This is a genomic window from Nocardioides sp. URHA0032 (genome assembly GCF_000620645.1).
In the GTDB taxonomy this organism is placed as follows: domain Bacteria; phylum Actinomycetota; class Actinomycetes; order Propionibacteriales; family Nocardioidaceae; genus Nocardioides.
The window spans coordinates 98,371-125,019 of the sequence record NZ_JIAV01000020.1 but is presented as its reverse complement, the minus strand read 5'-3'; the positions used below and the strand labels follow the sequence as shown (position 1 = coordinate 125,019).

The 26,649-nt window shown below is 72.0% G+C and carries 28 protein-coding genes; 12 read left to right on the top strand and 16 right to left on the bottom strand.

Annotated elements, in window-relative coordinates:
* Positions 1–45 precede the first annotated feature (45 nt).
* Together N538_RS0110995 and N538_RS24910 are read right to left on the bottom strand one after the other, a co-directional pair.
* Positions 46–522 carry a MarR family winged helix-turn-helix transcriptional regulator gene (locus N538_RS0110995; protein WP_028637353.1) on the bottom strand — a complete coding sequence of 159 codons (477 nt, stop codon included), beginning with the start codon at positions 520–522 and terminating at the stop codon, positions 46–48.
* A gap of 1 nt (position 523) precedes the next feature.
* Positions 524–2,146: an MDR family MFS transporter gene (locus tag N538_RS24910; RefSeq protein WP_331279520.1), complete on the bottom strand. Its 1,623-nt coding sequence runs from the start codon at positions 2,144–2,146 to the stop codon at positions 524–526.
* A gap of 197 nt (positions 2,147–2,343) precedes the next feature.
* On the opposite strand from N538_RS24910, the gene N538_RS0110985 reads away from it, so the two are divergent.
* The 3 genes from N538_RS0110985 to uvrA are packed head-to-tail and all read left to right on the top strand — an operon-like array spanning position 2,344 to position 5,980.
* Entirely contained in the window at positions 2,344–2,862 is a 519-nt protein-coding gene (locus N538_RS0110985; RefSeq protein ID WP_028637352.1) for a SigE family RNA polymerase sigma factor, read from the top strand.
* Positions 2,859–3,479 (top strand): hypothetical protein, encoded by a 621-nt coding sequence (locus tag N538_RS24905; protein ID WP_197025305.1) that lies wholly within the window; start codon positions 2,859–2,861, stop codon positions 3,477–3,479. The genes N538_RS0110985 and N538_RS24905 overlap by 4 nt, the downstream gene beginning before the upstream one ends.
* Positions 3,480–3,526: 47 nt before the next feature.
* The gene (uvrA, locus tag N538_RS0110975) at positions 3,527–5,980 is read left to right on the top strand and encodes an excinuclease ABC subunit UvrA (RefSeq protein WP_028637350.1); all 2,454 of its coding nucleotides are present in this window, start codon (positions 3,527–3,529) and stop codon (positions 5,978–5,980) included.
* A gap of 262 nt (positions 5,981–6,242) precedes the next feature.
* Here the strand turns inward: uvrA and N538_RS0110970 are convergent, their stop codons facing one another.
* Genes N538_RS0110970 through pdxH form a run of 4 tightly spaced genes read right to left on the bottom strand, consistent with a single transcriptional unit; the run spans position 6,243 to position 11,226 of the window.
* Complete coding sequence (locus tag N538_RS0110970) at positions 6,243–8,210, bottom strand: ABC transporter ATP-binding protein (protein WP_028637349.1); 1,968 nt, start codon at positions 8,208–8,210, stop codon at positions 6,243–6,245.
* The gene (locus tag N538_RS0110965; RefSeq protein ID WP_028637348.1) at positions 8,207–9,943 is read right to left on the bottom strand and encodes an ABC transporter ATP-binding protein; all 1,737 of its coding nucleotides are present in this window, start codon (positions 9,941–9,943) and stop codon (positions 8,207–8,209) included. The genes N538_RS0110970 and N538_RS0110965 overlap by 4 nt, the downstream gene beginning before the upstream one ends.
* Positions 9,943–10,551, bottom strand: coding sequence for a TetR/AcrR family transcriptional regulator (locus tag N538_RS24900; protein WP_155992056.1), 609 nt, complete (start codon positions 10,549–10,551; stop codon positions 9,943–9,945). Before N538_RS24900 ends, N538_RS0110965 begins: the two co-directional genes overlap by 1 nt.
* 42 nt (positions 10,552–10,593) lie before the next feature.
* The gene (pdxH, locus tag N538_RS0110955; RefSeq protein ID WP_028637347.1) at positions 10,594–11,226 is read right to left on the bottom strand and encodes a pyridoxamine 5'-phosphate oxidase; all 633 of its coding nucleotides are present in this window, start codon (positions 11,224–11,226) and stop codon (positions 10,594–10,596) included.
* 23 nt (positions 11,227–11,249) lie between these two features.
* On the opposite strand from pdxH, the gene N538_RS0110950 reads away from it, so the two are divergent.
* Genes N538_RS0110950 through N538_RS0110940 form a run of 3 tightly spaced genes read left to right on the top strand, consistent with a single transcriptional unit; the run spans position 11,250 to position 13,687 of the window.
* Positions 11,250–12,356 (top strand): citrate synthase 2, encoded by a 1,107-nt coding sequence (locus N538_RS0110950; protein WP_028637346.1) that lies wholly within the window; start codon positions 11,250–11,252, stop codon positions 12,354–12,356.
* The gene (locus tag N538_RS0110945) at positions 12,353–13,180 is read left to right on the top strand and encodes an SDR family NAD(P)-dependent oxidoreductase (protein ID WP_036570247.1); all 828 of its coding nucleotides are present in this window, start codon (positions 12,353–12,355) and stop codon (positions 13,178–13,180) included. Before N538_RS0110950 ends, N538_RS0110945 begins: the two co-directional genes overlap by 4 nt.
* A 9-nt stretch (positions 13,181–13,189) precedes the next feature.
* Positions 13,190–13,687, top strand: coding sequence for a YciI family protein (locus tag N538_RS0110940; RefSeq protein WP_028637344.1), 498 nt, complete (start codon positions 13,190–13,192; stop codon positions 13,685–13,687).
* 124 nt (positions 13,688–13,811) lie between these two features.
* Here the strand turns inward: N538_RS0110940 and N538_RS0110935 are convergent, their stop codons facing one another.
* Positions 13,812–14,408 carry a hypothetical protein gene (locus N538_RS0110935; RefSeq protein WP_028637343.1) on the bottom strand — a complete coding sequence of 199 codons (597 nt, stop codon included), beginning with the start codon at positions 14,406–14,408 and terminating at the stop codon, positions 13,812–13,814.
* A 22-nt stretch (positions 14,409–14,430) separates the two neighbouring features.
* Between N538_RS0110935 and N538_RS0110930 the strand changes: the two genes are divergently transcribed.
* Complete coding sequence (locus tag N538_RS0110930; RefSeq protein WP_028637342.1) at positions 14,431–15,021, top strand: class I SAM-dependent methyltransferase; 591 nt, start codon at positions 14,431–14,433, stop codon at positions 15,019–15,021.
* Here N538_RS0110930 and N538_RS0110925 read toward each other — a convergent pair.
* The 3 genes from N538_RS0110925 to N538_RS24895 are packed head-to-tail and all read right to left on the bottom strand — an operon-like array spanning position 15,018 to position 17,111.
* On the bottom strand, positions 15,018–15,302 hold the full coding sequence (locus N538_RS0110925) for a hypothetical protein (RefSeq protein WP_028637341.1): 285 nt from the start codon (positions 15,300–15,302) through the stop codon (positions 15,018–15,020). The two genes, N538_RS0110930 and N538_RS0110925, sit on opposite strands and share 4 nt — an antisense overlap.
* 58 nt (positions 15,303–15,360) lie before the next feature.
* The gene (locus N538_RS0110920) at positions 15,361–16,029 is read right to left on the bottom strand and encodes a response regulator (protein ID WP_028637340.1); all 669 of its coding nucleotides are present in this window, start codon (positions 16,027–16,029) and stop codon (positions 15,361–15,363) included.
* The gene (locus N538_RS24895; protein ID WP_051549182.1) at positions 16,026–17,111 is read right to left on the bottom strand and encodes a sensor histidine kinase; all 1,086 of its coding nucleotides are present in this window, start codon (positions 17,109–17,111) and stop codon (positions 16,026–16,028) included. Before N538_RS24895 ends, N538_RS0110920 begins: the two co-directional genes overlap by 4 nt.
* 130 nt (positions 17,112–17,241) lie before the next feature.
* Between N538_RS24895 and N538_RS0110910 the strand changes: the two genes are divergently transcribed.
* From N538_RS0110910 to serC, 3 genes are all read left to right on the top strand, one after another.
* Complete coding sequence (locus N538_RS0110910) at positions 17,242–18,174, top strand: ABC transporter ATP-binding protein (RefSeq protein ID WP_028637339.1); 933 nt, start codon at positions 17,242–17,244, stop codon at positions 18,172–18,174.
* On the top strand, positions 18,171–19,031 hold the full coding sequence (locus N538_RS0110905) for an ABC transporter permease (RefSeq protein ID WP_028637338.1): 861 nt from the start codon (positions 18,171–18,173) through the stop codon (positions 19,029–19,031). Before N538_RS0110910 ends, N538_RS0110905 begins: the two co-directional genes overlap by 4 nt.
* 79 nt (positions 19,032–19,110) lie before the next feature.
* On the top strand, positions 19,111–20,232 hold the full coding sequence (gene serC, locus N538_RS0110900) for a phosphoserine transaminase (RefSeq protein WP_028637337.1): 1,122 nt from the start codon (positions 19,111–19,113) through the stop codon (positions 20,230–20,232).
* On the opposite strand, the gene N538_RS29475 is transcribed toward serC, so the two are convergent.
* Entirely contained in the window at positions 20,233–20,367 is a 135-nt protein-coding gene (locus tag N538_RS29475; protein WP_269320327.1) for a hypothetical protein, read from the bottom strand. It lies immediately after the preceding gene.
* Between the two features lie 554 nt (positions 20,368–20,921).
* Between N538_RS29475 and N538_RS0110890 the strand changes: the two genes are divergently transcribed.
* A complete protein-coding gene (locus tag N538_RS0110890) occupies positions 20,922–22,142 on the top strand; it encodes an HNH endonuclease signature motif containing protein (RefSeq protein ID WP_028637336.1) in 1,221 nt (406 codons plus the stop codon).
* Positions 22,143–22,180: 38 nt separating this feature from the next.
* Positions 22,181–22,741 carry an AAA family ATPase gene (locus tag N538_RS24890; RefSeq protein WP_051549180.1) on the top strand — a complete coding sequence of 187 codons (561 nt, stop codon included), beginning with the start codon at positions 22,181–22,183 and terminating at the stop codon, positions 22,739–22,741.
* Here N538_RS24890 and N538_RS0110880 read toward each other — a convergent pair.
* The 5 genes from N538_RS0110880 to N538_RS0110860 are packed head-to-tail and all read right to left on the bottom strand — an operon-like array spanning position 22,720 to position 26,615.
* Complete coding sequence (locus N538_RS0110880) at positions 22,720–23,166, bottom strand: hypothetical protein (protein WP_028637335.1); 447 nt, start codon at positions 23,164–23,166, stop codon at positions 22,720–22,722. The two genes, N538_RS24890 and N538_RS0110880, sit on opposite strands and share 22 nt — an antisense overlap.
* Complete coding sequence (locus N538_RS0110875) at positions 23,163–23,654, bottom strand: macro domain-containing protein (protein ID WP_028637334.1); 492 nt, start codon at positions 23,652–23,654, stop codon at positions 23,163–23,165. The genes N538_RS0110880 and N538_RS0110875 overlap by 4 nt, the downstream gene beginning before the upstream one ends.
* A gap of 3 nt (positions 23,655–23,657) precedes the next feature.
* Complete coding sequence (locus N538_RS0110870) at positions 23,658–24,662, bottom strand: DNA topoisomerase IB (protein ID WP_051549174.1); 1,005 nt, start codon at positions 24,660–24,662, stop codon at positions 23,658–23,660.
* Entirely contained in the window at positions 24,646–25,425 is a 780-nt protein-coding gene (locus tag N538_RS24885) for a hypothetical protein (protein ID WP_051549172.1), read from the bottom strand. The genes N538_RS0110870 and N538_RS24885 overlap by 17 nt, the downstream gene beginning before the upstream one ends.
* Positions 25,422–26,615 (bottom strand): class I SAM-dependent methyltransferase, encoded by a 1,194-nt coding sequence (locus N538_RS0110860; RefSeq protein WP_028637332.1) that lies wholly within the window; start codon positions 26,613–26,615, stop codon positions 25,422–25,424. Before N538_RS0110860 ends, N538_RS24885 begins: the two co-directional genes overlap by 4 nt.
* Between the last annotated feature and the right edge of the window lie 34 nt (positions 26,616–26,649).

Sequence of the window (26,649 nt, the reverse complement as noted above, 5' to 3'; positions counted from 1 at the left end):
GCGACGGCGGGTGCGGATGCGCGGCCGGTACGCCGTGAGCGCTCGTCAGTCCCGCTCGTCCAGCGCCGCGTTGTAGCGGCCGAGCAGCGCGACGATGTCGGTCAGCTCGTCGTCGGACCAGTCGCGGAGCCGCTCGTCGATCCAGCGGCGCCGCTTCTCGTTCACCGCGGCCATCCGGACCAGGGCGTCGTCGGTGATGGAGACCAGCGTGGCGCGACCGTCGGCCGGGTCGGGTGAGCGCTCGACCAGCCCGAGCTCGACGAGGTGCTGGATCTGGCGGCTGATGGCGCCCTTGTCGATGCCGAACGACTCGACCATCGCGGAGGCGCGCTGCGCCCCGTGCTGCTCGAGCCAGGACAGCATCAGGTACGACGAGGACTGCAGGTCGGGATGCACCCCCTGGGCCCGCTCGCGGATGATCCGGCGGAGCCGCCGGACCATCGCGCCGACCTCCTGCTCCAGGCCGGTCAGCAGGTCGGCGCGGGCGGCACGGTCAGTACCGCGGTCCGTACGGGTCGCCATCTCAGGCCTCGCTCCGGACCACGGCGCGGTGCAGCTCGGCGGCGACCTCGGGCGAGGCGACGGCCTCGGCCTCGAGGTTCGACGTGCGGAGCGGGACCTCGCGGATCAGCACCACGCAGGCGAGCGCGACCATGGCGAACGGCGTCGCGACCAGGAAGATGTGCCCGAACGACGAGCCGAAGGCGTGCTCCCAGATCGACTGCTCCCAGCCGGGGAGTGACGCGACCTCCGGCACCGCGTGGCTGTCCGCGGAGAAGGTCGGCGGCCGCTGCGCGGCGACGTACCCCTCGGTGACGTGCTGCGCGACCTGGTGACTGAGCAGCGCGCCCAGGACGGACACGCCGATCGAGCCACCCATGGTGCGGAAGAACGCGACGACGGAGCTGGCGGCACCCATGTCGGACATGGTGACGTTGTTCTGGACCGAGAGCACGAGGTTCTGCATGGTGGCGCCCAGGCCGACGCCCAGGATCGCCATGAACGCACCGATCACGACCAGGTTGGTGGTCTCGTCGATCGTGCCGAGCAGGGCCAGGCCGATCACGACGAGGACCATGCCCCCTACCAGGAAGCGCTTCCACCGTCCGGTGTCGCTGATGCTCCGGCCGCTGACCACGCTGGACAGGAAGAGGCCGCCGACCATCGCGATCGACATCAGTCCCGCCTCTGTCGGGCTCATGCCGCGGGCGGTCTGGAAGTACTGGCTCAGGTACACGGTCGAGCCGAACATCGCCACGCCGATCATCACCGAGGCGATGGTGGCGAGCGTGGTGGTGCGGTCCTTGAAGAGCCGCAGCGGGATCACCGGCTCGATCGCGACGCGGGCCTCGACGTACACCGCGGCACCGAGCATCAGCATGCCGAGCACGACGAGCACCGCGGTGGTCGCGGACGCCCAGGCGAAGCTGTTGCCGGCCAGGCTGACCCACACGAGCAGCGTCGAGACGCCGCCGACCAGCAGCGTCGCGCCGAGGTAGTCGATGTGCACCGGGCGCTTCACGACCGGCAGGTGCAGGGTCTTCTGCAGGAGGAAGAACGCGACGATCGCGAACGGCAGCCCCACGAAGAAGCAGCCGCGCCAGCCCAGCGCGGAGTCGACGATCACGCCCCCGATGAGCGGTCCGCTGACGGTCGCCAGCGCGAACGTCGCGCCGAGGTAGCCGGAGTACCGGCCGCGCTCGCGCGGCGAGATCATCGTGGCGATCACGACCTGGACCAGCGCGGTCAGGCCGCCGACCCCGAGGCCCTGGACGACCCGGGCGCCGATCAGCACCTCCATGGAGGGCGCGAACGCCGCGATCAGCGAGCCGCCGATGTAGATGACCAGGGCGAGCTGCACCAGCAGCTTCTTGCTGAACAGGTCGGAGAGCTTGCCCCAGATCGGCGTCGTCGCCGTCATCGCGAGCATGGTCGCGACGACCACCCACGTGTAGCCGGTCTGGCTGCCGTGCAGGTCGCTGACGATGCGCGGGAGGGCGTTGGTAACGACCGTGCTGGAGAGCATGGCGACGAACATCGCCAGCAGCAGGCCACTGAGGGCCTCCAGGATCTGGCGGTGGGTCATCTCACCGGACTCCTCGGCGGAGACCATGGCGGAGACGGGGGCGGTGGACGCCTGGGACACAGAAGCTCGATTCACGTGGAGTACAAGGTTGCTAACGGCAACTATATTCCTCGATCGTTGACACCGGCAACTTCTATGTCGGAGGTCACGCGGCGGGTTCGTCCCGGCGTCCCAGCAGTCTCCAGCGCCCGCCATGGAACCGTCATCATGGTCCAGGTGCTCGTTGTGGGTAGGAGAGCACACAGCGAAGGACGACCGTGAGGCCAGACGAGGACTACCAGGCGTTCGTGGACGCCCGCTACGCGCGGCTGGTCCGCTCGGCGGTCCTGTTCGGCTGCAGCGAGCAGGACGCGGAGGACGCCGTGCAGGAGGCCCTCATCCAGTGCTACGGCGCCTGGGGCCGGGTCTCGACCGCGGATGATCGCGACGCGTACGTGTACCGGGTGCTGGTCAACGGCATCACGCGCAGCCGGCGGCGCAGGTGGCGCGGCGAGATCCCGTACCGGGACCTGCCCGAGCCCCCGGCGACGGAGGACCCGGCCGCGGGAGTGTCGCTGAGCCAGAGCATCCGCGCGTCGCTCGCCCGACTGGGTCGGGAACAGCGCCAGGTCCTGGTCCTGCGGTACTTCGCCGACCTCACCGAGGCCCAGATCGCGACCGTCCTGGGGATCGCCCCCGGAACGGTCAAGAGCCGGGCGTCGCGAGCCATCGCGGTGCTGTCCGAGGACAGGTCACTCGATGACCTCATCACCCGCACGCACGAGGAGAACCGATGATCGACGAACGACAGGTCGCCGAGCTGCTGCGTGCAGCGACCGACGACATCTCGGTGCAGGTCCCCCCGACGCGCGAGCTCGCCGGCGCCGGCAGCAGGCGGCGACGCCGCCGCCGGTGGGCCGTCGCGGGCGTCGCCGCGGCCGCGGTGGCAGCCGTCTCGGTGGCGGTGCCCCTCGCACTGGGCTCCGCGCCGTCCGGCCGGACCGGTGCCTCCGGGGAGCCCACGACGACCACACCGGGCGCGTCGTGCGCCGATCCGGTGCCGACCCGGGTGCTGCCCGACTGGGCCCGCACCGGGTTCACCGATCCGCGTCCCCGGATGCCGTACGTGCTGGGCGACGGCGGTGACATCGCCGCGATCCTCTTCGCCCAGCCGCTGACCGCCCCGCCGTCCGCCGACCACAACAACAAGATCCTCTGGGTCTCGCCCGTCGCCGACGGTTCGTCGCTCCGCATCACAGCGACGCTCGCGGACGGATCGGCCACGGCCACCCGCGTGGTCGACGGCGGGCCCGGTCCCTCGATCATCGACCTGCCGAGGACGGGCTGCTGGCACCTGACCCTGCAGTGGGCCGGACGCACCGACACCATGGACCTCGCCTACGTCGCCCCCTGACCTGGCACCCGTGCGTCCGGCCACCGGGCGCTGGGTACGGGTCGGGCGTGCCAGACGATGCGATCGACCACTTCGTCCGTGTCCGCGGAGCCGCCGAGAACAACCTGTGCAACGTCGATGTCGACATCCCGCGCGACGCGATGGTCGCCTTCACCGGCGTCTCCGGCTCCGGGAAGTCCTCCCTCGCGTTCGGCACGCTGTACGCCGAGGCGCAGCGCCGGTACTTCGAGTCGGTCGCGCCGTACGCGCGCCGGCTGCTGCAGCAGGTGGGCGCCCCGCACGTGCAGGAGATCACCGGGCTGCCGCCCGCGGTCGCCCTGCAGCAGCGTCGCGGTGCGCGGAGCTCCCGGTCGACCGTCGGCACCATCACCACGCTGTCCAACCTGCTGCGGATGCTCTACTCGCGGGCCGGCAGCTACCCGCGCGGAGCTCCGCGCCTGGACGCCGAGGCGTTCTCGCCCAACACCGTGGCGGGCGCGTGCCCCCGGTGCCACGGCCTCGGGGTGGTCCACGACGTCACCGAGGACCTCCTGGTCCCCGACCCGTCGCTGAGCATCCGCGACGGCGCGATCGCCGCCTGGCCGGGGGCCTGGCAGGGCGCCAACCTGCGCAGCATCGTGGCCGGCCTGGGCATCGACATCGACAAGCCGTGGCGCCGGCTCAGGAAGAAGGACCGCGACTGGCTGCTCTACACCGACGAGCAGCCCGCGGTCCTGATCAAGCCCGAGCGCGACCGGATCGACTACGGCTACCACGGCACCTTCTGGAGTGCCCGCAAGCACGTCATGCACGTGCTCGCCGACTCCACGAGCGAGCGGATGCGCGAGCGGGCGCTGCGCTTCGTCGTCGACACGCCCTGCCCCGACTGCGGCGGCAGCGGGCTGCGGCCCGAGGCCCTGGCGGTGACCTTCGCCGGCCGGTCGATCGCCGAGGTCAACGCCATGCAGCTCGCCGACCTGGTCACCGTGCTGCGGCCGGTGGCCGACCTCCCCCAGGAGACCAACGAGGTGGCGGTGCGGATCTGCACCGACCTGCTCGCCCGGGTCGAGGTCCTGCTCGACCTCGGCCTGGGCTACCTGAGCCTCGACCGGCGGTCGACGACGCTCTCACCCGGCGAGGCCCAGCGGATGCGGATCGCCACCCAGCTGCGATCGGGGCTGTTCGGTGTCGTCTACGTGCTCGACGAGCCGTCGGCCGGCCTGCACCCGGCCGACGCGGAGCCGCTGCTGGACGTGCTCGACCGGCTGAAGGCGTCGGGCAACTCGCTCTTCGTCGTCGAGCACGACCTGGACGTCGTACGGCGGGCGGACTGGATCGTCGACATCGGGCCGGGTGCCGGCGAGGGCGGCGGGCGGGTGCTCTACAGCGGGCCGGTCGCGGGCCTCGAGGAGGTCGAGGAGTCGGCCACCAGCCGCTACCTCTTCGGCCGCGCCGAGCCGCTGGAGTGCCGGGCCCGTCCCCCGCAGGGCTGGCTGCACCTGCGTGGCGTCTCCCGGCACAACCTGCGCGACGTCTCCGTCGACGTCCCGCTCTGCGTGCTGACGGCGGTGACCGGCGTCTCCGGGTCCGGCAAGTCGACCCTGGTGACCCAGGTGCTCGCCGAGGTCGTCGGCAGGCACCTGGGCCTGGCGCCCGAGGACCGTGGCCGTGGCGAGGCCGGGGAGGACGGGCGGCTCGAGGTCGACGTCCAGGACGCGGCCGGCCTCGAGGCGTTCGACCGGCTGGTCCTCGTCGACCAGCGCCCGATCGGCCGGACCCCGCGGTCCAACCTGGCGACCTACACCGGCATGTTCGACGCGGTGCGCAAGCTGTACGCCTCCACCGACGAGGCGCGGGAGCGTGGCTACTCGCCGGGGCGCTTCTCGTTCAACGTCCCGGAGGGCCGGTGCGAGACCTGCCAGGGCGAGGGCTTCGTCGCGGTGGAGCTGTTGTTCCTGCCCGGCACCTATGCGCCGTGCCCGACCTGCCACGGTGCGCGCTACAACGCCGAGACCCTGGAGGTGACCTACCGGGGCAGGAACATCGCCGAGGTGCTGGCGCTGTCGGTCGACGGCGCCGCGACGTTCCTCGGCGATCTCCCCGCTGCCGCGCGCAGCCTCGAGACGCTCCGCGACGTCGGGCTGGGCTACCTGCGGCTCGGCCAGCCGGCGACCGAGCTCAGCGGCGGTGAGGCCCAGCGGATCAAGCTGGCCACCGAGCTCCAGCGTGCCCGCCGGGGTCATGCGCTCTACCTGCTGGACGAGCCGACGGCCGGGCTGCATCCCGCCGACATCACGTTGCTGCTGCACCAGCTGCACCGGCTGGTGGACGCCGGCAACACGGTCGTCCTGGTCGAGCACGACCTCGACACGATCGCCTCGGCCGACTGGGTCGTCGACCTCGGCCCCGGTGGTGGCGACGCGGGCGGGCGGGTGGTCGCCACCGGGCCGCCGACCGAGGTCGCCAGGGCCCAGAACAGCGCGACCGCGCCGTACCTCGCGAGGCGGCTCCGGAGGGTCTGAGGTCCGGACGTGCAGCGACCCGCAGGTGTGGACTCCTGACGGAGCCCGCTCCGGTGGACGTGATGACCGGATCACCTGCGGGTCGGGTGACTGCGATGGATTCACCAGCAGCCTGCCCGGAGTGACTCCACCCCGGGTTCATGCCAGTGGGCTGCTAGCGGGCAGCCACCTCACGCGTCCCAGAAGAACTCATTCTTCGGACCACCTCCTTTCCCGTGTGCGGCAACGGTAGGTCGGCACGCGGGGCGGTTCAAGGGATTAATCAGGCCACCTCCTCGTCGAGCGCGGCGGTGAACTGGGCCCGGTAGAGCCGGGCGTAGGCGCCGTCCCGATCGATGAGCTCGTCGTGGCTGCCCTGCTCGACGATCGCGCCGTCCTCCATGACCAGGATCAGGTCGGCGTCGCGGATCGTGCTGAGCCGGTGGGCGATCACGAACGACGTGCGGTCGGTCCGCAGCGCCGCCATCGCGTGCTGGAGCAGCAGCTCGGTGCGGGTGTCGACCGAGGACGTCGCCTCGTCGAGGATGAGCAGGGCCGGGTCGGTCAGGAAGGCCCGTGCGATCGTCACCAGCTGGCGCTCACCGGCGGAGAGGTTCGACCCCTCCTCGTCGATGAGGGTGTCGTACCCGTCGGGCAGGGAGTGCACGAACCGGTCCACGAACGTCGCCCGCGCGGCCTCGAGGATGTCCTCCTCGGTCGCGTCCGGACGTCCGTAGGCGATGTTGTCCCGGATCGTCCCGGCGAACAGCCAGGTGTCCTGCAGCACCATCCCGATCTGCCCACGCAGCGCGGCCCGCGGCATGCCCGCGATGTCCACGCCGTCGAGGGTGATCCGGCCGGCGTCGACGTCGTAGAACCGCATCACCAGGTTCACCAGCGTGGTCTTGCCGGCGCCCGTCGGGCCCACGATCGCGACCGTCTGCCCGGGTCGCGCGACCAGCGAGAGGTCGGTGATCAGCGGGCGGTCCACGTCGTACCGGAACGACACGTGCTCGAAGGCCACCTCGCCACGACGGCCGGGAGCCGGCAGGCCGCCGGCGTCCTCGGGCTCCTCGTCGGCGTCGAGCAGCTCGAAGACCCGTTCCGCGGACGCGACGCCGGACTGCAGCAGGTTCGCCATCGAGGCCACGGTGGTCAGCGGCTGCGTGAACTGCCGGCTGTACTGGATGAAGGCCTGCACCTCGCCCAGCGACAACTGGCCGTGCGCGACCCGGAGGGCGCCGATGACGGCGACGAGCACGTAGTTGAGGTTCCCGATGAACATCATCGACGGCATGATCAGGCCGCTCACGAACTGCGCGCCGAAGCTCACCCTGGCCAGCTCGTCGTTCTCCTCGGCGAACTTCCTCTCGACCTCCGCCTGGCGGCCGAACACCTTGACCAGCGCGTGGCCCGAGAACGACTCCTCGACGTGCGCGTTGAGGGCGCCGGTGCGCCGCCACTGCGCCACGAACTGGCCCTGCGACCGCTTCATGATCTGCGCGGTGACGACCAGCGACAGCGGCACGGTGATCAGCGCCACCAGGGCCAGCAGCGGCGAGATCCAGATCATCATCGCCAGCACGGCGACGACCGTCATCACCGAGGTGAGCAGCTGGCTCATCGTCTGCTGGAGCGTCTGGCTGACGTTGTCGATGTCGTTGGTGACCCGCGACAGCAGCTCGCCGCGCGGGGACCGGTCGAAGTAGCCCAGCGGCAGCCGGTTGATCTTGTCCTCGACGTCCTGGCGCAGCGTGCGCACCGTGTTCTGCACGACGGTGTTGAGGACGAAGCCCTGGAGCCACGAGAGCAGCGACGCGACCGCGTAGATCGCGAGCACGATCATCAGTACGTGCCCGACCGCGGTGAAGTCGACGCCCCGGCCGGGGACGACGTCCATGCCCTGGATCGCCTGCGGCCAGGCGGACTCCGGGGTGCCCGGCGGGATCTTCGAGCCGATGTAGCCGTTGAAGACGAGGTCGGTGGCGTGGCCCAGGATCCGCGGGCCGATCGACATCAGCGTGACACTGGCGATGCCGAGCAGCACGACGAGGACCGCCTTGCCGCGGTCCGGCCGCATCCGGGCGGCGAGCCGCTTGCCGGACGGCCCGAAGTCCATCGCCTTCTGGCCGACCATGCCGCCGCCCATGGGGCCGCGGCCCGGGCCGCCCATCGGCGCCTCGATGCGCTCGGTCTGCTTGAAACCCTGGGGCTTCGACCGGGTCGGGGTCTGGTTCTCGGTCTGGCTCATGCCGCCTCCTCCGCGGTCATCTGCGAGGTGACGATCTCCTGGTACGTCGTGCTCTCGGCCAGCAGCTCGTGGTGCGTGCCGCGGCCGACCACCCGGCCGTCCTCGAGCACCAGGATCAGGTCGGCGTCCTTGATGGTGCTGATCCGCTGGGCCACGATCACGACCGTCGCGTCCCGCGTCTCGGGCCTGAGCGCGGCGCGCAACCGCGCGTCGGTCGCGAGGTCGAGCGCGGAGAACGAGTCGTCGAACAGGTAGATCCCGGGCTTACGCACCAGCGCCCGCGCGATCGCGAGCCGCTGCCGCTGGCCTCCGGAGAAGTTGGTGCCACCCTGCGTGACCGGGGCATCGAGGCCCTCGGGCAGCGCCTCGACGAAGTCGCGGCCCTGTGCCACCTCGAGCGCGGCCCACATCTCCTCGTCGGTCGCGTCCGCCTTGCCGTACTCGAGGTTGCTGCGGATGGTGCCGCTGAACAGGTACGCCTTCTGGGGGATCAGGCCCAGCTGCGCCCAGAGCAGGTCCTGGTCGAGGTGCCGGACGTCCTGGCCGGCGACCCGCACCGAGCCCGAGCTGGCGTCGAAGAGCCGGGGCACCAGGTTGACCAGCGTGCTCTTGCCGGCCCCGGTCGAGCCGATCACGGCGACCACCTGGCCGGGGCGCGCCTGGAAGGACACGTCGCTGAGCACCGGCTCGTCGGCGCCCGGGTAGGCGAAGGTGACGTGGTCGAGCTGCAGGTGCCCACGCAGCGCCGGGTCCGGGGCGACCGGCTCGGCCGCCGGCTCGACGGACGTCTCGGTGCCGAGCACCTCCGCGATCCGGTCGCCGCACACGGATGCGCGCGGGACCATCATCAGCATGAACGTCGCCATCATCACCGACATCAGGATCTGCATCAGGTAGGAGAGGAACGCCGTCATCGCGCCCGGCAGCATCTGCCCGCTGTCGATCCGGTGGCCGCCGAACCAGATGACCGCGACGCTGGAGACGTTCACGACCAGGATCACGAGCGGGAACATCGTGGCCATCCAGCGTCCGGCCCGGACCGAGACCTCGGTGAGGTCGTCGTTCGCCGTACCGAACCGCCTCGCCTCATGGGGCTCACGGACGAACGCCCGCACGACGCGGATGCCGGTGATCTGCTCCCGCAGCACCCGGTTCACCTCGTCGATGCGTGCCTGCATGGCGCGGAAGCTCGGCACCATCCGGCTGACGACGAACCCGACGCAGAGGAACAGGGCCGGCACGACGACCGCGAGGATCCAGCCGAGGCCGGAGTCCACGTGCAGCGCCATGATCACGCCGCCGACCATCATGATCGGCGACTGGACCGCGATGTTGCAGGCCATCAGCACCAGCATCTGAACCTGCTGCACGTCGTTGGTGCTGCGGGTGATCAGGGACGGCGCGCCGAAGTCCTGCACCTCCCGGGCCGAGAACGCGCCCACCCGCCGGAACAGCGACACCCGGACGTCCTGGCCGAACGCCATCGCGGTTCGCGCGCCGAACCACACCGCGAGCACCGAGCACACGATCTGGCCGAGCGAGATCGCGAGCATCAGCGCGCCGGTGTGCATGATGTAGCGGGTGTCGCCGGTCGCGATGCCGCGGTCGATGATGTCGGCGTTCAGCTTCGGCAGGTAGAGCATCGCCACCACGGCGGCGAACTGGAACAGCACCACGAGCGTGATCCAGGTGCGGTACGGCGCGAGTCGCTCGCGCAGGAGCTGGAGCAGCATCAGGGGTTCCTTCTCGTGAGGCCCAGGAGGACGGTGTCGACGATCTGGTCCGGGCTCATCAGCCGGCCGTCGGAGATCAGCTCGTGGCTGCCGGCGAAGGTCAGGAGTCGCAGCACGTGCACGAACTCGAGGACCGGCACGGTGAGCTGGTCGGCGTCGGGTGCGACCAGCTCGGCCATCAGCCCCTCGAGCTGGTGGCGCCAGGCGGCGGCCGCGGTCGAGTCCCGGGCGTCGCGGGGCGGGCCCACGAGCCCGACCTTCTGCATCAGGCCGAAGGTCGCGCGGAACCGCTGCTGCAGGATCGCCACGAGGGCGACCAGCCGGGACCGGAGGGGGAGGCCCGGGTCGATCTCCGCGATCCGGGCGACGACGTCGCCGGGCTCGAACGCGCGCCGGATCGCCGCGTCGACGAGCTCGTCCTTGGAGTCGAAGACCCGGAAGATCGTGCCCTCCGCGACGCCGGCCTCCTCGGCCAGCTGCCGGGTGGTGATCTCGCGGCCGTGCACGCGCAGCAGGTTGAGCGTCGCGTCGACGAGGTGCTCACGCCGCTCGTCGGGCGACATCGGGCGAGCGCGCTCGCGCCGCGGCTGTCGGTTGGTGAGGTCCACGAACCGGGACTCTAAATGAGTGAGCACTCACTCACAAGTCTTTTACGGCGCGAGGCGCTCCGTGACCCAGTCGCCGCCGTCCGGCCGGCGGTAGCGCAGCCGGTCGTGCATCCGACCCGGCCGGCCCTGCCAGAACTCCACGGCGTGCGGGCGGACGACGTACCCGCCCCACTCCTCCGGCGGAGGCACCTCCTCGGGGTACCTGGCCTCCGCCTCCTCGAACGCGCCCGCGAGCTCCTCCCGGGTGGTGACCCGCGACTGGCGGGACGCCCAGGCGCCCAGCTTCGACCCTCGTGGCCGGCTGGCGAAGTAGGCCTCGACGTCCGCGCGCGGCAGCGGGGTCGCGACGCCGTCGACCCGCACCTGGCGCTCGAGGACGTGCCACGGGAAGAGCAGCGCGCAGCGCGGGTTCTCGGCCAGCTCGGTGCCCTTGCGCGAGCCGGTGTTGGTGAAGAACACGAACCCCGCCTGGCTCAGCCCCTTGAGCAGCACCATCCGCGCGGACGGCGCGCCGGTGGCGTCCGCGGTCGCGACGACCATGCCGTTCGGGTCGTGGAGGCCGGCGTCCACGGCCTCGCGCATCCAGCGCTCGAACATCGTGATCGGGTCGGGTGCGAGGTCCGCCTCGTCGAGCCCGGCCCGGCCGTACTCCTGCCTCAGCGCCGCAAGGTCCACCCCTCGACCCTAGACTGCGCTGCGTGACTGACGTACACCACGGATTGGAAGGCGTCGTCGCCTTCGAGACGGAGATCGCGGAGCCGGACAAGGAAGGCTCGGCGCTGCGCTACCGCGGCGTCGACATCGAGGAGATCGTGGGGCGGGTGCCCTTCGAGAACGTGTGGGGTCTCCTCATCGACGGCTCCTACACGCCCGGCCTCGCACCGGCCGAGCCGTACAACCTGCCCGTGCACACCGGCGACGTCCGGGTCGACGTGCAGGCGGCGGTGGCGATGCTGGCGCCGGCGTTCGGCTTCGGGCAGACCTACGACATCAGCGACGAGCAGGCCCGCGACGACATCGGCCGGCTGGCGGTCATGGTGCTGTCGTACGCCGCGCAGTCCGCGCGCGGGCTGCACCAGGCGGTCGTGCCGCAGCGGGTCGTCGACGAGGGCAAGACGCTCGCGGAGAAGTTCCTGATCCGCTGGAAGGGCGAGGCGGACCCCAAGCACGCGCACGCGATCGACGCCTACTGGTCGAGCGCGGCGGAGCACGGCATGAACGCCTCGACGTTCACCGCCCGCGTGATCACCTCGACCGGGGCTGACGTCGCGGCGGCGTTCTCCGGCGCGATCGGCGCGATGAGCGGGCCGCTGCACGGCGGCGCCCCCTCGCGGGTGCTCGGGATGATCGAGGAGGTCGAGAAGCGGGACGGCGACGCGGCGTCGTACGTCAAGGAGCTGCTCAACAACGGCGAGCGGCTGATGGGCTTCGGGCACCGCGTCTACCGCGCCGAGGACCCGCGCGCCCGGGTGCTGCGTCGTACGGCGCGCGAGCTGGACGCGCCGCGCTACGAGGTCGCCGAGAGGCTCGAGCAGGCCGCGCTCGCCGAGCTGCGCGAGCGGCGCCCGGACCGGGTGCTGGAGACGAACGTCGAGTTCTGGGCCGCGATCGTCCTGGACTTCGCCGAGGTGCCCGCGAACATGTTCACCTCGATGTTCACCTGCGCCCGCACCGGTGGCTGGTCGGCGCACATCCTCGAGCAGAAGCGCACCGGACGCCTGATCCGGCCCTCCGCCGTCTACACCGGACCGGCCTCGCGCCCGGCCACCGAGGTCGAGGGCTGGCGCGCCGAGTGGGCCGGGTGACGCACCCCGTCGGCCAGCACTACGCCGGCAGGTCCGCGATCGTCACCGGCGCGGGGTCCGGCATCGGCGCCTGCCTGTCGCGGGCGCTCGTCACCGCCGGCGCCTCGGTGGTCTGCGCGGACCTGGACGGTACGACGGCCGCCGCGGTCGCCGACCCGATCGGGGCGCGGGCCGTCGCTCTCGACGTCACCGACGCGGCCGCCGTCCAGGCGCTCGTCGACGAGGTCGAGCCGGACCTGCTGTTCAACAACGCCGGCATCACCTTCGGCGGCGAGACCGAGGACCTCACGCTCGAGCAGTGGAACGCGATCATCGACGTGAACATCCGCGGGGTCGTGCACGGCGTCGCGGCGGCGTACCCGCTGATGGTGGAGCGCGGGTCCGGCCAGATCGTCAACACCGCCTCGATGGGCGGGCTGATGGCGGCCGGGCTGATCACGTCGTACGTGATGACCAAGCACGCGGTGGTCGGGCTGTCGCTCGCGCTGCGGTCCGAGGCCGCCGCCAAGGGTGTCGGCGTCACCGTCGTGTGCCCGTCGGCGGTCGACACCCCGATCCTCGACAAGGGGCACGTCGGTATGTTCCACGGTCGCGACTACTACCTGAAGGGCCAGGGCGTCCGGCACCCGCTGTCGCCGGAGGTGTTCGCCGACCAGGTGCTCGAGGCGGTCGCGGAGAACCGGGCGATGCTCGTCACGCCGCGTACGGCGCGGATCGCGTGGCGGCTGGGCCGGTACTTCCCCGGCTTCATCCAGAGGTCGTCGGTGCGGTTCGTCGCCGAGCAGCGGAAGTGGCAGGAGGCGCGGGCGCTCGCCACCCGCTGACCGACTGAGATGGAGTTCTTCTGCTACCACCGGGACCGGGCCGGCTCGACGCCGATCCGGGCCGAGATGGTCGAGGAGCACTGGTCCTACATGGACCGCTTCGAGCTGATCGCTCGGGGCCCGACGTTCCTCGACGACGACACCCTCACCGGGAGCGTGCACGTCGTCGACCTGCCGGACGCCGCCGCGGCCCGGGCGTTCGTCTTCGAGGAGCCCTGCTACCAGGCCGGCGCCTACCGCGACGTGCTGCTGCGGCGCACGTCGTGGACACGCCACGCGGACCCGGCCGAGGGCTGCCTCGTGCTCGGCTTCTTGCCGCGACCCGAGCCGTACAGCGGCCTTCCCGCACCGCCGGCCGGCCTGTTCGGGTCCGGTCCGCTGCTCTCGGACGACGGCACGATGCTGCTCGGCGTCGCCGCGCTGGCGGCATCACCGGATGACGTCCTGTCGCCCGACCGGTTCACCGCCGTCGAGGTGCACCGGTGGCAGCCGGGCGGACGACGCTAGCGGCGGTCGTCGTACCAAGTGGTGACACCGCGCGAGCCCTGCCGGCTCAGCGGGACCGTCCCGGCCTTGGGCTTCTCGTGGCAGATCGAGGACCGCGATCCCGAGAAGGCGCATGGTCGTCGACCTACGTGCGGCTGGTCCGCTCGAGGTAGGCGAGACCTCGCGGCGACACCTCGTAGCCGACCTCGAAGCTGCGGGTGAGGCCGAGGTTCTTGAGCTTGCGGACGTCGATCTTGAACGGGTCCCGCTCACGTCCCACCTCCGCCGCCAGGTCGGGCGCCCGTGTGTGCGGCCGGCGCCGGATCAGGTCAAGGGTCGCCATCGTCCACGGCCCGTGGCTGCTGGCACGGTCGAGCCGTTCGAGCCGCGCGTCGATCGCGGCGACGTCCTCGTCGGTGAGGTCGGCGGACTCCCGCAGGGCGACCCGCGGGTCCGGCCCCGCCCACGACAGCCGGACCCGGTACGTCGGGAGGTCCCCCGTCCCGGGGTCCGGTTGCACCTTGTCGAGCTGCTGGCGCAGCCGGTCGGCGTCCGGCCAGCCCGCCTGCCGAGCGTCCTCGTCGGTGATCTCGTCGACGATCTCGACCTCGTCGACGCGGACCACGCCGGCGACGGTGCGGAACTCCGCGCCGGGCTGGACGTCCTGCTTGCGCCACCGCCGGAACGCGAGCGTCACCGAGCCGTCGGCGACGCCGTGTGCGATCTTGGGCGGTAGCAGCACGGCACCAACATAGGGTGGGCTCGTGACATCTCGGGATCGTGAGCTGTGGGACGCACAGGCGGCGACCTTCGACGACGAGCCCGACCACGGCCTCCACGATCCCCAGGTCCGGGACGCCTGGCGGACCCTGCTGCTCTCCGTCGTACCCCCGGTGCCGACCCGGATCGCCGACCTCGGCTGCGGCACCGGCACGCTCGCGCTGCTGCTCGCCGACGAGGGGCACAGCGTCAACGGTGTGGACGTCTCCCCCGAGATGGTCCGCCGGGCGACGGCCAAGGCCGGCTCCTACCCCGGCACCGGCTTCGTCGTGGGCGACGCCGCCGCCCCGCCGTTCCCCTCGGGGCGGTACGGCGTGGTGCTGTGCCGGCACGTGCTCTGGGCGCTCCCGTCGCCGGCGGCGGCGCTGTCGCGCTGGGTGGACCTGCTCACCCCCGACGGCCGGCTGGTGCTCGTCGAGGGATTCTGGTCGACCGGCACCGGGCTGACCGCCGACGAGACGGTGGCGCTCGTCGAGGGGGCCGGCCTCACGGCCACGCTGAAGCCGCTGACCGAGCAGGTCTACTGGGGCAAGCGCACGGACGACGAGCGGTACCTGGTGCTCGGCCGGCGCTAGTCCTGCGGGTCGCCCTCGGGCCGGCGGCCCTGCTCGTAGGTGACCTTCACGTAGCCGCCGTTGCCGATCAGCATCGAGGCACGCGTGAAGGCGATGATGCCGAAGCCCACCACCGCCGCGAGGCCGCCGCCGGCGAACAGCCAGAGCGAGCCGTTGTCGTCGCTGCCCGGGTCGGTGTCCGCGAAGCTCGCGAAGCCGAGGACGACGCAGACGAGACCGGCGAGGAGCACCAGGGCTCCGAGCACGAGGAGCGCGGTCTGACCGGTGGTGCGGTTGCTCATGGAATCCCCCGAGGATGTGACGGTGCGGATGCCAGCCTAGGCACCGACGGCCCATTCCTCACGGCGACCCGGCGACCAGCCCCGACTCGATCGCGAACACCACCAGCTGTGCCCGGTCCCGGGCGTGCAGCTTCACCATCGCTCGGCTGACGTGCGTGCGGACGGTGTCCGGGCTCAGCACCAGGAGCGACGCGATCTCGGCGTTGGACCGCCCGGTCGCGACCCAGGCCAGGACCTCACGCTCGCGGTCGGTCAGGTCCCCCAGCCGCGGGTGGGGCCTGGCCGGGGGGCCGGCCTTCCCGAAGTGATCGATGACCCGGCGGGTGACCGACGGCGCGAGCAACGAGCCGCCGTCGGCGACGACCCGGATCGCGTCGAGCAGCTGCGCCGGCTCGGAGTCCTTGAGGAGGAACCCGCTGGCGCCGTGGCGCAACGCCTCGAAGACGTACTCGTCGAGCTCGAAGGTGGTGAGCACCACCACCCGCACCTCGGCGAGCGCGGGGTCGGCGTTGACCTCGGCGAGCAGGCCCAACCCGTCCAGCACGGGCATCCGGACGTCGCAGAGGACGACATCGGGCCGGGTACGGCGGATCATGGCCAGCCCGGCACGGCCGTCCTGGGCCTCGCCGACCAGCTCGAGGTCCTCCTCCGCCCGGACCAGCGTGGCCAGGGCCATCAGGACCAGCGGCTGGTCGTCGACGAGGGCGACCCGCACCGGGGCGGTCACCGGTCGTCGTCCAGGGGCAGGTGGACCCGGACTCGGAAGCCGGCCGCGCCCGGCCCCGCCTCGAACGTGCCGCCGAGCGCCTCGACCCGGCTCCGCATCCCGGCGATGCCCATGCCGCCATCCTGCCCCGCCGGCGCGTGGCCGACGCCGTCGTCGGTCACGGTGACGGCGAGCTCTCCCCCGGTGGAGGCGAGCGCGACGGTCGCCCGCGACGCCCGCGCGTGCCGGAGCACGTTCGTGAGCGACTCCTGTACGACGACGTACGCCGCCTGCCCGATGCGTTCCGGGACCACGCCGGCCTCGCCGTCGAGCTGCACGGCGAGCCCGCCGGCACGCACCCGGTCGAGCAGGGGCGCCAGCTCGGACAGGCCGGGCGCCACCCGGCGGGGCGCCGGGTCACCCGACATGTGCGCGAGCTCCGCCCGGAGCGCGTCCAGCGACTCCCTGCTGGTGTCGCGGATCGCCTCGAGGCTCCGCCGGGCCGCGACCGGGTCGCGCTCCAGCACGTGCAGCGCGACGCCCGCCTGCATGGCGATCACCGCGAGTCCGTGTCCGACACCGTCGTGCAGGTCTTGCGCCATCCGCAGTCGCTCGTCGCTGGCCGCCCGGCCGGCTCGCTCTGCCCGCATCCGGCTCCGGTCCACCAGCCACCAGCCGCCGACGGCCGCACCCGCACAGAGCGCCGCGAGGCCGACGCACTCCCAGAACGTCTCGCGGGCCGGGACGTCGTGGGCCGCGGCACGTACCACCAGGCCCGTCAGGGCCAGCAGGAGAGCGACGACGGCCGCGGGCACGAGCGTGCTCGGCCGGGACCGGGGCGCCGCGACGAGCAGCGTCAGCGGCACCGCGAGGAACATCGGTCCGTTGGACAGTCCGGCGGCGAAGTAGCCACCCACTGCCAGGCCGGCCAGGACCAGCGCCGCCCTGGGCAAGCGGACCGCGAGCAGGACGGCGCCGGCGGCCACCAGCGAGAACACCGCCGTCTCCAGGTACGGCCCGCCCCCGCCCGCGTGGTTGGCGCCCAGCGAGCCGACGACGAGCAACGCGGCGGGCAGCAGCCAGAGCCAGGGCGATCGGAGCACTCTCAGAGGCTAGGCGGCCAGGACTGCGAGGATGTACGGCGCGGCGCGGCACCGGCGTACGCGGATCTGCGTACGCCGGTGCCGCGTGCGAGCGGATGCGCCGGCGCGTCGATCCGACGACGGTGGGGCCATGACCGAACTCATGGTGCAGACCGAGGGCCTGACCAAGCGCTATGGCCGCGGCGACCACAGCCGGCTGGCCGTGGACGGGGTCAGCATGACGGTGCGGCGCGGCGAGGTGTACGGCTTCCTCGGCCCGAACGGAGCCGGCAAGACGACCACGCTGCGGATGATGCTCGGGCTGGTCCGGCCGACCGCGGGGAGCGTGAGCGTCCTGGGCCGGCCGGCGGGTCGCCCGGACGTGACGGCGCGGGTGGGCGCACTGGTCGAGGGTCCGGGCTTCTACCCCTACCTGAGCGGGCGCGACAACCTGCTGGTGATGGCCCGGTACCGCGGGCTGGGCGAGGCCGCCGTCGCCGACGCCCTGGAGCGGGTGGACCTGGCGAGCCGCGGCGCCGACCGCTTCAAGAGCTACTCGCTCGGGATGAAGCAGCGCCTCGGCGTGGCGTCCGCGCTCATGGGCGACCCCGAGCTGATCGTGCTGGACGAGCCGACCAACGGCCTGGACCCCGCGGGCATGGCGGACATGCGGGCGCTGATCGTGGCACTCGCCCGCGCCGGGCAGACCGTGCTGCTCTCCAGCCACCTGCTCGCCGAAGTCCAGGAGATCTGCGACCGGGTCGGGGTGATCGCCGACGGCCGCCTGCTGCGCGAGTCGACCGTTGCGGACCTCCGCGGCCACGCCTCCCTGCGGCTCCGGGCCGAGCCGCTCGACCGGGCCCTCGCGGTGGCGTCCCGGGTCGCGGGCGACGACGCCGTACGCCTCGAGCAGGACCGGCTCGCACTGGACCTGCCCGCCGCCGCTGCACCCGAGCTCGTGCGGCAGCTCGTCGCCGACCAGGTCGACGTGCTCGAGCTCGCGGTCGTGGAGCGCACCCTCGAAGAGGTGTTCTTCGAGATGACCAACCACCCGATACCCGAGACCGAGGAGGCAGTGCGATGAAGGCGACCGACGCGATGAGGAGCACCCGTGCGGAGCTGCTCCGGCTGCGGAGGTGGCCGGCGGTGTGGGTCACCCTCGGCGCCTGGACGGCGCTGGCCCTGATGTTCGGCTACGTGTTCGGCTACTTGGCCTACAAGACCGGCGACAACTCGTTCTCCAACGAGGGCCAGACGATGTACTCGGTGCTCCACGATCTGATGCCGGTGTCGGTCCCCGACGTGCTGCTCCAGGGCATGCCGATGTTCGGTGGCGCGCTGATGATGGTGCTGGGTGCGATCGTGGCCGGCAGCGGCTACGGCTGGGGCACCTGGAAGACCGTCTTCACCCAGGGGCCGTCGCGCGCGGCCACGCTGGCCGGCTCCCTGGCCGCGACGACGGTGTTCGTGGTCGGCACCGTCCTGTTCACGCTGGTCCTCTACCTGGGCGTCTCCCTGACGATCGCGGTCACCGAGTCGCAGGACGTCGTGTGGCCCTCGGCCGGGTCGCTCGCCGAGTCGACGCTGGCCGGCGTTCTGGTGCTGGAGATGTGGGCACTGGCGGGCTTCGCCCTCGGAACCCTCGCTCGCGGACCTGCCCTCTCGGTCGGCCTCGGCCTGGTGTGGGCACTGGTGGTCGAGAACCTCCTGCGCGGCGTGGGGAACCTGCTCGGTGCTGTCGAGGCACTCACGCACGTGCTGCCCGGCACCGCCGCGGGCTCCCTGGTCGGCTCCATCATCGGCGTCGACGCGGGCGGCGGGACGCCCGGCGTCGTCGACACGATCTCGGGGACGCAGGCGGCGTGGACCGTGCTGGCGTACGTCGTCGCGCTGCCCCTGCTCTCCCTGGCGCTGGTGCGGCGACGCGACGTCGCGTCCTGACCCCGGCGCGGCAGGTGTCACAATGGGGTCGCTGACAGCGTCGTCAGGAAGCACCGCCCGACCACCCCGGAAGGTTCTCATGACCGACGCCCCGCGGATCCCGCAGCACCTCCTCCCCGCCGACGGCCGCTTCGGCGCCGGGCCCTCGAAGATCCAGACGTCCCATCTGGACGCGCTCGCCGCGACGGGTACGTCGTTGATGGGCACGTCGCACCGTCAGGAGCCGGTGCGGGCCCTCGTGGGTCGTGTGCGGACCGGCCTCGCCTCCCTCTTCTCGCTGCCGGACGGGTACGAGGTCGTGCTCGGCAACGGTGGCGCCACCGCGTTCTGGGACATCGCGACGTTCGGGCTGATCCGCGAGCGCTCGCAGCACTTGTCGTTCGGTGAGTTCTCGTCGAAGTTCGCCGCAGCCGCCTCGGCCGCGCCGTGGCTGGCCGCGCCCTCCGTGATCACCTCGGAGCCGGGGTCCGCTCCCGTCGCCGTCGCCGAGGACGGCATCGACGTGTACGCCTGGGCACAGAACGAGACCTCGACAGCTGTGATGGCGCCGGTCGTCCGGCCCGCCGGCGCCTCGCCCGACGCGCTCGTGCTCATCGACGCGACGTCGGGAGCGGGCGGCCTGCCGGTCGATGTACGCGAGTCCGACGTCTACTACTTCGCGCCGCAGAAGTGCTTCGCCTCCGACGGCGGTCTCTGGATCGCGCTGTTCTCGCCGGCTGCCCTGGAGCGGGCGGCGTCGATCGCGGCCTCCGACCGGCACGTCCCGGCGTTCTTCGACCTCCCCACGGCGATCTCGAACTCCGCGCTCAACCAGACCTACAACACCCCCGCGCTCGCCACGCTCTTCCTGATGGCCGAGCAGCTGGACTGGATGAACGCGTCCGGCGGGCTCGCTGGGATGGTGGCTCGGACGAGGGAGTCGTCGGACATCCTCTACACCTGGGCGGAGAAGTCGCCGTACGCCTTCCCGTACGTCGCCGACCCCGCCCACCGGTCACTGGTGATCGGCACGATCGACTTCGAGCCGTCCATCGACGCCTCGCGCGTGGCCGCGGTGCTGCGGGCGAACGGCATCGTCGACACCGACCCCTACCGCAAGCTCGGCCGCAACCAGCTCCGGATCGCGATGTACCCCGCCATCGACCCCGCGGACATCGAGGCGCTCACCCGCTGCATCGACTGGGTCGTCGAGAACCTCTAGTCACCCGTCCCCTGGCTCCGGGTCCGGGTCGCTCGCGGGCTCCGAGTCCGGCTTCAGCTGCTCGGTGTCCGGCTCCTTGCCGTCCGGCGTCGGCGGCTCGGAGTCCTGGTCGTGGCCGTTCGGTTCGCTCGTCATGCGGGGCCGGTACCCACGTTTGTCGGCGGCTCACAGGCCGCCGGCTTCCGACCGACGAGAACGTCCCATGTGGTCATCATTCGCGGTGGTTGCGGCAGGTGGTGGCGGCCGTCGCCCGGCTCGCCGTCCGCCCGGGTCGACCGTCGTGGCCACCGTTGTCTGGGGTCCATCCGGGGCGGCTGTCCGTGGGCTGCGGGCTCGTGTCGGGTTGCGACCGACGGGCAGCGAGGCGGGTGCGGCGGGCGGTTGGTTGCGGCCGCTTCCCGGCCTTCCGGCCGGCGTCGTACCTGCTCGAGGAGCCCCTGAGGTTGCTCCGAAAGACTTGGAGAGTGTCTCCCGTTCAAGCAGCGGTTCTCGGCGTGACTGTCGGTGGGCTGCGGGTTCGTGTCGGGTTGCGACCGAGAGGCAGCGAAGCGGGTGCGGCAGGCGGCTGGTTGCGGCGGCTTTCCGGCCTTCCGGAACTGCTCGAAAAAATTCGACAAGGTGTCTCACATGCCGGTCAAAACAAGGGTTCTGGGCCTCCGGCTGTCGGTGGCCGGTGCTTGAGTGGACACGTGATCGAGACCGACCGCACCCACCAGCCGATCCGCGTCGACGACGTCGACGCCGACTGGCTGCTGGCGCTGTGCGAGGACGCCGAGATCCAGTCCCGCGAGGCCGACCGCCGCCGCCTGCGGTACGCCCTGCAGTGGGCACACCTGCACCCCGCCGACCCCGACCAGGCCGCCCTGGGCAACGTCGACCCCGTCGGCGGCGACTGCACCCCCGACATCGAGGAGTTCACCGCCGAACCCCTCGCCGCGGCGTTCGGGATCACCGCCCACGCCGCACTCCAGCTGATCTCCGACGCCCTCGACCTGCACCACCGGCTCCCCCGGACCTGGGCCCGGGTCCAGGCCCTCGAGGTGCCCGCCTGGCGGGCCCGCCGGATCGCGCAGGCCACCAGCCAGCTCACCGCCGACCAGGCCGCCGCCGTCGACGCCGCCCTCGCCCCCCGGGCCGACAAGTGCGGCACTCGGGCCATCGAGAAGGCCATCGCCGAAGCCACCGACGTCGAGGTCCAGGACCAGGAGGAAGCCCTGGACCGGTCCCACTGGGAGGTCCGGCTCTTCCACGGACCGATGGCCGGACCCGGCCGCTGGGCCGGCACCTCGATCCTGCAGATCACCGGCGACACCCACGACCTCACCGACCTCTACGACCAGATCACCACCGAGGCCGCCACCATCGACACCGACGACCCCCTCGAGGTGCGCCAGGCCATGGCCGTGGGCATCGTGTCCCGGAAGATGAACGGCGGCCGCTCCCCGCGGATCAAGCTCATCGTGCACGCCGACCTCACCGACCTGACCGACCACACCATCGGCACCGGCTCCGTCGAACGCCTCGGACCCCTCACCATCGCCCGGATCAAGGACTGGGTCGGCCACTCCCAGGTCAACATCCTCCCCGTCCTCCGGATGGGCCGCGACGACGCCGTGGACCGGCACGACCCGCCGCCGTGGATGCGGGAACAGGTCATCCTCCGCGACCGGCACTGCGTGCACCCGCACTGCCAGACCGACGCCCGGTCCTGCGACCTCGACCACATCATCCCCTGGCCGCTCGGCCCCACCACTCCCACCAACCTCGCGCCCCTGTGCCGACGCCACCACCGCGCCAAAACCCGACGCCGATGGCACTACCGACGCGACCCCGATGGCACCTATACCTGGACCGGACCCCACGACCGGCGGTACCGCGTCACCCACGACGGTACGGTCCCGCTCGACTGATCCTTGCCCCCGCGCAGGAGCGGGCCGACACTGCCTCGGTGGGAGTCCGCAACTACCTGGTCGAGGGCGTCTCCGGCACCGGGAAGACCTCGGTCTGTCGCGAGCTGGGCCGACGTGGCTACCAGGCGGTCAACGGCGACACGGAGCTCGCCTACCAGGGCGACCCCGTGACCGGCGACGCGGTCGACGGCGCCGGGCATGAGCACCACCTCTGGGACGTGGGTCGCGTCCGCGCGCTTGCGGCCGAACGGCGCGAGCCCGTCACCTTCTTCTGCGGGGGCTCGCGCAACTTCTCGAGCTTCATCGAGCTGTTCGACGAGGTCTTCGTACTCGATGTCGACCTCGACACGTTGCTCCGGCGGCTCGACCAGCGGGCGCGGGACGAGTGGGGTTCGCTGCCGGCGGAGCGTGACCTCATCGTCCGACTGCACCGGACCAGGGAAGACGTTCCCCGGACCGGCGTCGTGATCGACGCGACGCAACCGCTCGCGGACGTCGTCGACGAGATCCTGCGTCATGCAGGCCTGGCCGACAGTGGTGCGGCGGAGCGGCACGGCGACGGCGCAGAAGGGCTTCGTCAACCACCGCTCGGCTCGTAGACGCCGTCGGGCGTCTCGAGCTGCGTCGGACCGTCGTCGCCGACGGTGATGGTTCGGTCGCCGAACGTCGCGGTGCCGTCGACGATCGGTACGTCGCGGGGTTCCTCTCCCTGACGACCCGCGCGCCAGGAGCCCCTGCGGCCGTACCACTGCACGGTGCCGTCGTCAGCCTGGACCCAGTAGTCGGTGGTGTAGTGGTCGCCGAGCTCCCAGGTGACGGCGGAGGCGTTCGTGCCGTCGATGGCGTAGGTCTCGTCGACGGCGATCAGGATCAGCTTGCCGCCGGGACCGTGGAAGGCGCGGGCGTCGCCGGGCGGCATGCCGAGCCAGGAGTCGGGGGCGACGACCGGGTCGGGGGACGCGGAGGACGGGGACGACGAGCAGCCCGCGAGCGCGAGCAGCAGGGCCGCGAGCAGGAGCCTCACACGGCGGACAGTATCTGTTCGTACGTCGACCGGTCGAAGGCGACGAGGCGGGCCTCGGTGACGGAGGTGGAGGCGGAGCGGAAGACCTCGAGGGGGGCGGCGATGGCGTCGGCCTTCGGCCAGCCGTAGATGCCGGCGGAGACGAGCGGGAAGGCGACGGTGGCCGCGCCGAGCTCGTCGGCGACGGCGAGCGCCCGGGAGTAGCAGGAGAGCAGCAGCGACCGGTCGCGCTCGCCGGCGGTGTAGTCGGGCCCGACCACGTGGATCACCCAGCGCGCGGGGAGATTCCCGGCGGTCGTCCAGCCGGCGTCACCGGTGGCGAGGCCGTGGGGGAAGCGGGCGATGCACTCCTCGAGCACGACGGGCCCGCCGGCCCGGTGGATGGCGCCGTCGACGCCGCCACCGCCACGCATCGCACGGTTCGCGGCGTTGACGACGGCGTCGACCTGCTGGGTCGTGATGTCGCCCTGGACGACCGTGATGTCCACGGCTCAAGAATTGCGGATCAGCTTCACGGTCGCACGTTCCAGCGCCGCCTGTCGCTCGTCGGGGTCCGCATAGGTACGCCGGGTCGCCCGCTCGACGGTCCGGCCCTCCTCGTAGGCGTCGATGACCCGCGGGTCGACGTACGACGAGCGCGCAAGGATCGGGGTGTTGCCGAGGAACTCCGAGACCTCCTTCATCGCACCGGCGACGGCGCGCTTGCGCGAGGCCTTCGTGTCTCCGGGCTCCTGCGTCTCGGCGAGGGCCGCGGCGGCGAGCACGGTCGCGTGCCAGGTGCGGAAGTCCTTCGCGGTCGCCTGCAGCCCGGTCGTGGATCGCACGTAGTCGTTGACCAGCTCCGGCAGGAGCGAGCGCCAGCCCCGGCCGTTCTTGTAGGCGAGCAGCCGGGCGTCGGCGCCCCGGCGGCGCCGCATGATCTCGATCGTCTCGATCACGACCGGATCGTCGATCTCGATCCGGTGGTCGACCCCGGACTTGCCGGTGAACGCGAACACCAGGCGGCCCCGGTGCTTCCGCACGTGCCTGCGCTCGAGGGTGGTGAGTCCGAAAGAGCCGTGGGTGTCGGCGTACACGTCGTTCCCGATCCGGAAGTACCCGAGATCAAGCAGGCGTACGGCGGCTGCACACGCGCGCTCGAGCGGCATCCCGTCGCGCCCCAGGTCGGCCACCACCCGCTCCCGCGCCCGGGTGAGGGCGCGCCCGAACTCCAGCATCCGGTCGAACTTCTCGGCGTCCCGGCGCGCCCGCCACTGCGGGTGGTAGAGGTACTGGCGCCGGCCCGCGCCGTCCGTGCCGACCGCCTGCAGGTGACCGTTCTCGTACGGCGAGATCCAGACGTCGGTCCACGCGGGCGGGATGACCAGCGACGTGATCCGCTCCACGTCCTCCTCCGGCAGCCGATCGCCGGACTCGTCCAGGTAGACGAACCCGCGCCCGGCCCGCCGCCGGGTCCAGCCGGGCTCGTCTGGACAGGTCCTACGCAGCCGCACCACGGCCGCTGAGTAGCCGCGAAGCCGTCGCGACAAACCCGCTCAGCCAGCCCCACACCGACACCGAGACCACGCGCAGGACGTCGGAGTGCTCGCCCTCCGAGCTCACGTGCACCCAGCCGTCCTCGTCGACGGCGATCCCCTCGCCCTGCTGCTGGTCCGGCAGCCGGAAGGACGCGACCCGCACGTTGCGCGGGTAGGTGTACACGGCCGCCGTGCCGTAGTCACGCAGCACGTAGTGCCGGCCGTCCGGGAAGAACGCGCCGTCGGTGACGAACCCCATCGTCCGGGTGACCTTCTGCAGCTCGTTCGGCCCGGTCGCCGACAGGTGCTGCGGCGCGGCGTACACGGCGCCGCCCAACAGTTCCTTCGACACGACGAGCAGCCGGCCGTCCGGCGCCGCGAGCAGCGCCTCGGCGTCGTGCGGCCCGTCCGGGTAGACCAGCGAGTACGCCGGAGGCGTGACCGTCCGGTCGCCGGGGCCGAACGGCACCCGCATGACAGTGACCGACGACCGCGACGCGGTGTTGTCGCCGATGTCGCCCACCCATACCTCGCTCGGCCCGGCGGGCGCCAGCGCCTCGGCGTCGGTGGGCTCGGTCGGCCACGAGGTCACGCCGACGGTCGTGCCCGCGGCGTCCACGGTGAAGACCCGGCCGGTGTCGCCGGAGTCGTTCACGGTCACGAAGAGCCCGTCGCTGACCACCAGCCCGCTGGACTCGACGATGGCCGGGTCCTGCCAGGCGAAGTCCGCGACCAGCATCACGCCAGCAGCTCGGCCAGCTTCGGCTGCAGCCCCCACGTGGCGACGAGGTCGTCGTACTCCTTGCGCACCGAGCCGCCCTTCACCGGTCCCCCGGCCCGGACGGCGCGCAGCATGGTGTTCCGCGGCGTGTGCTGGCTCTCGACGAACTGCACCACGTCGACGCGGTAGCCCTGCTGCCGCATCAGCGATGCGCGCAGCGCGTCGGTCAGCGTGTCCGCCAGCCGTTCGCGGAGGATGCCGTGCCGGGTGACCATCGCGTACGGCGCGGGCGTCGGTGCCCTGCGCAGCTGGGCGGCGATGTCGTGGTGGCAGCACGGCGCGGCGAGGACGAGCTGCGCTTCCCACGCGGCCGCCTGCGCCAGCGCCTCGTCGGTCGCGGTGTCGCAGGCGTGCAGCGCCAGCACCACCTCGGGCGCGGGGTCGAGCACGACACCGCCGATCGTGCCGACCACGAACTCGGCGTCCACGCCGAGCTCCGCGGCCACCGCCGCGTTGTGCTCGCGCGACTGCTCCTTCACGTCCACGCCCGTGAGCCGCACCGGCAGCTTCTGCGACAGGTACCGCTCGGCGGCGAAGGTCAGGTAGGCGTTGCCGCAGCCGAGGTCCACGATCCGCAGCGGGTCGTCGGCCGTGGGCCGGCGCAGGTGGCCCTTCTCCAGCGCGTCCGTGATCGAGGCGTCGAGCAGCCGCAGGAACTCCTCGACCTGGCGGTACTTCGCCTGCCGGCTCGGCTTCAGCCGACCGGACGCGTCGGAGATGCCGAGCGCGACGAAGACCGGGTCGTCCTCGGCCAGCAGCCGGGACTTGTCCCGGTCGTGCCCGCGCTCGGCCTCGACCGGCTCCGTGCGGTCGGTGGTGTGCACGACCGCCTCGAGCTTCTTGGTCACCCGCACCTGGTGCGACTGCGTCGTCGTGTCGACGTGCCAGTTGCCGAACGGCTCGTCCAGGAGCGCGTCCACCGCGTCCCGCGCCGCCTCACCGACGTGGTTGGCGGTGTGCGCCTGGGTCGCGTCGTACGTCGTGACCTGCAGGTGCCGGCCGGCCCTGAGGTCGACGTAGCGCAGCTCGGCCCGCCGCCAGGTCGGCTGCGTCCCCTTCTGCTTGCCCGACGCGACGGCCTTGACCAGGACGTCGGGGTCGAGGATGAACCCGCGCATCCGGTTCAGCGCGCGCAGCAGCGGCTCGTCCATCACAGCACCGCGGCCAGGACGACGATCACCAGCA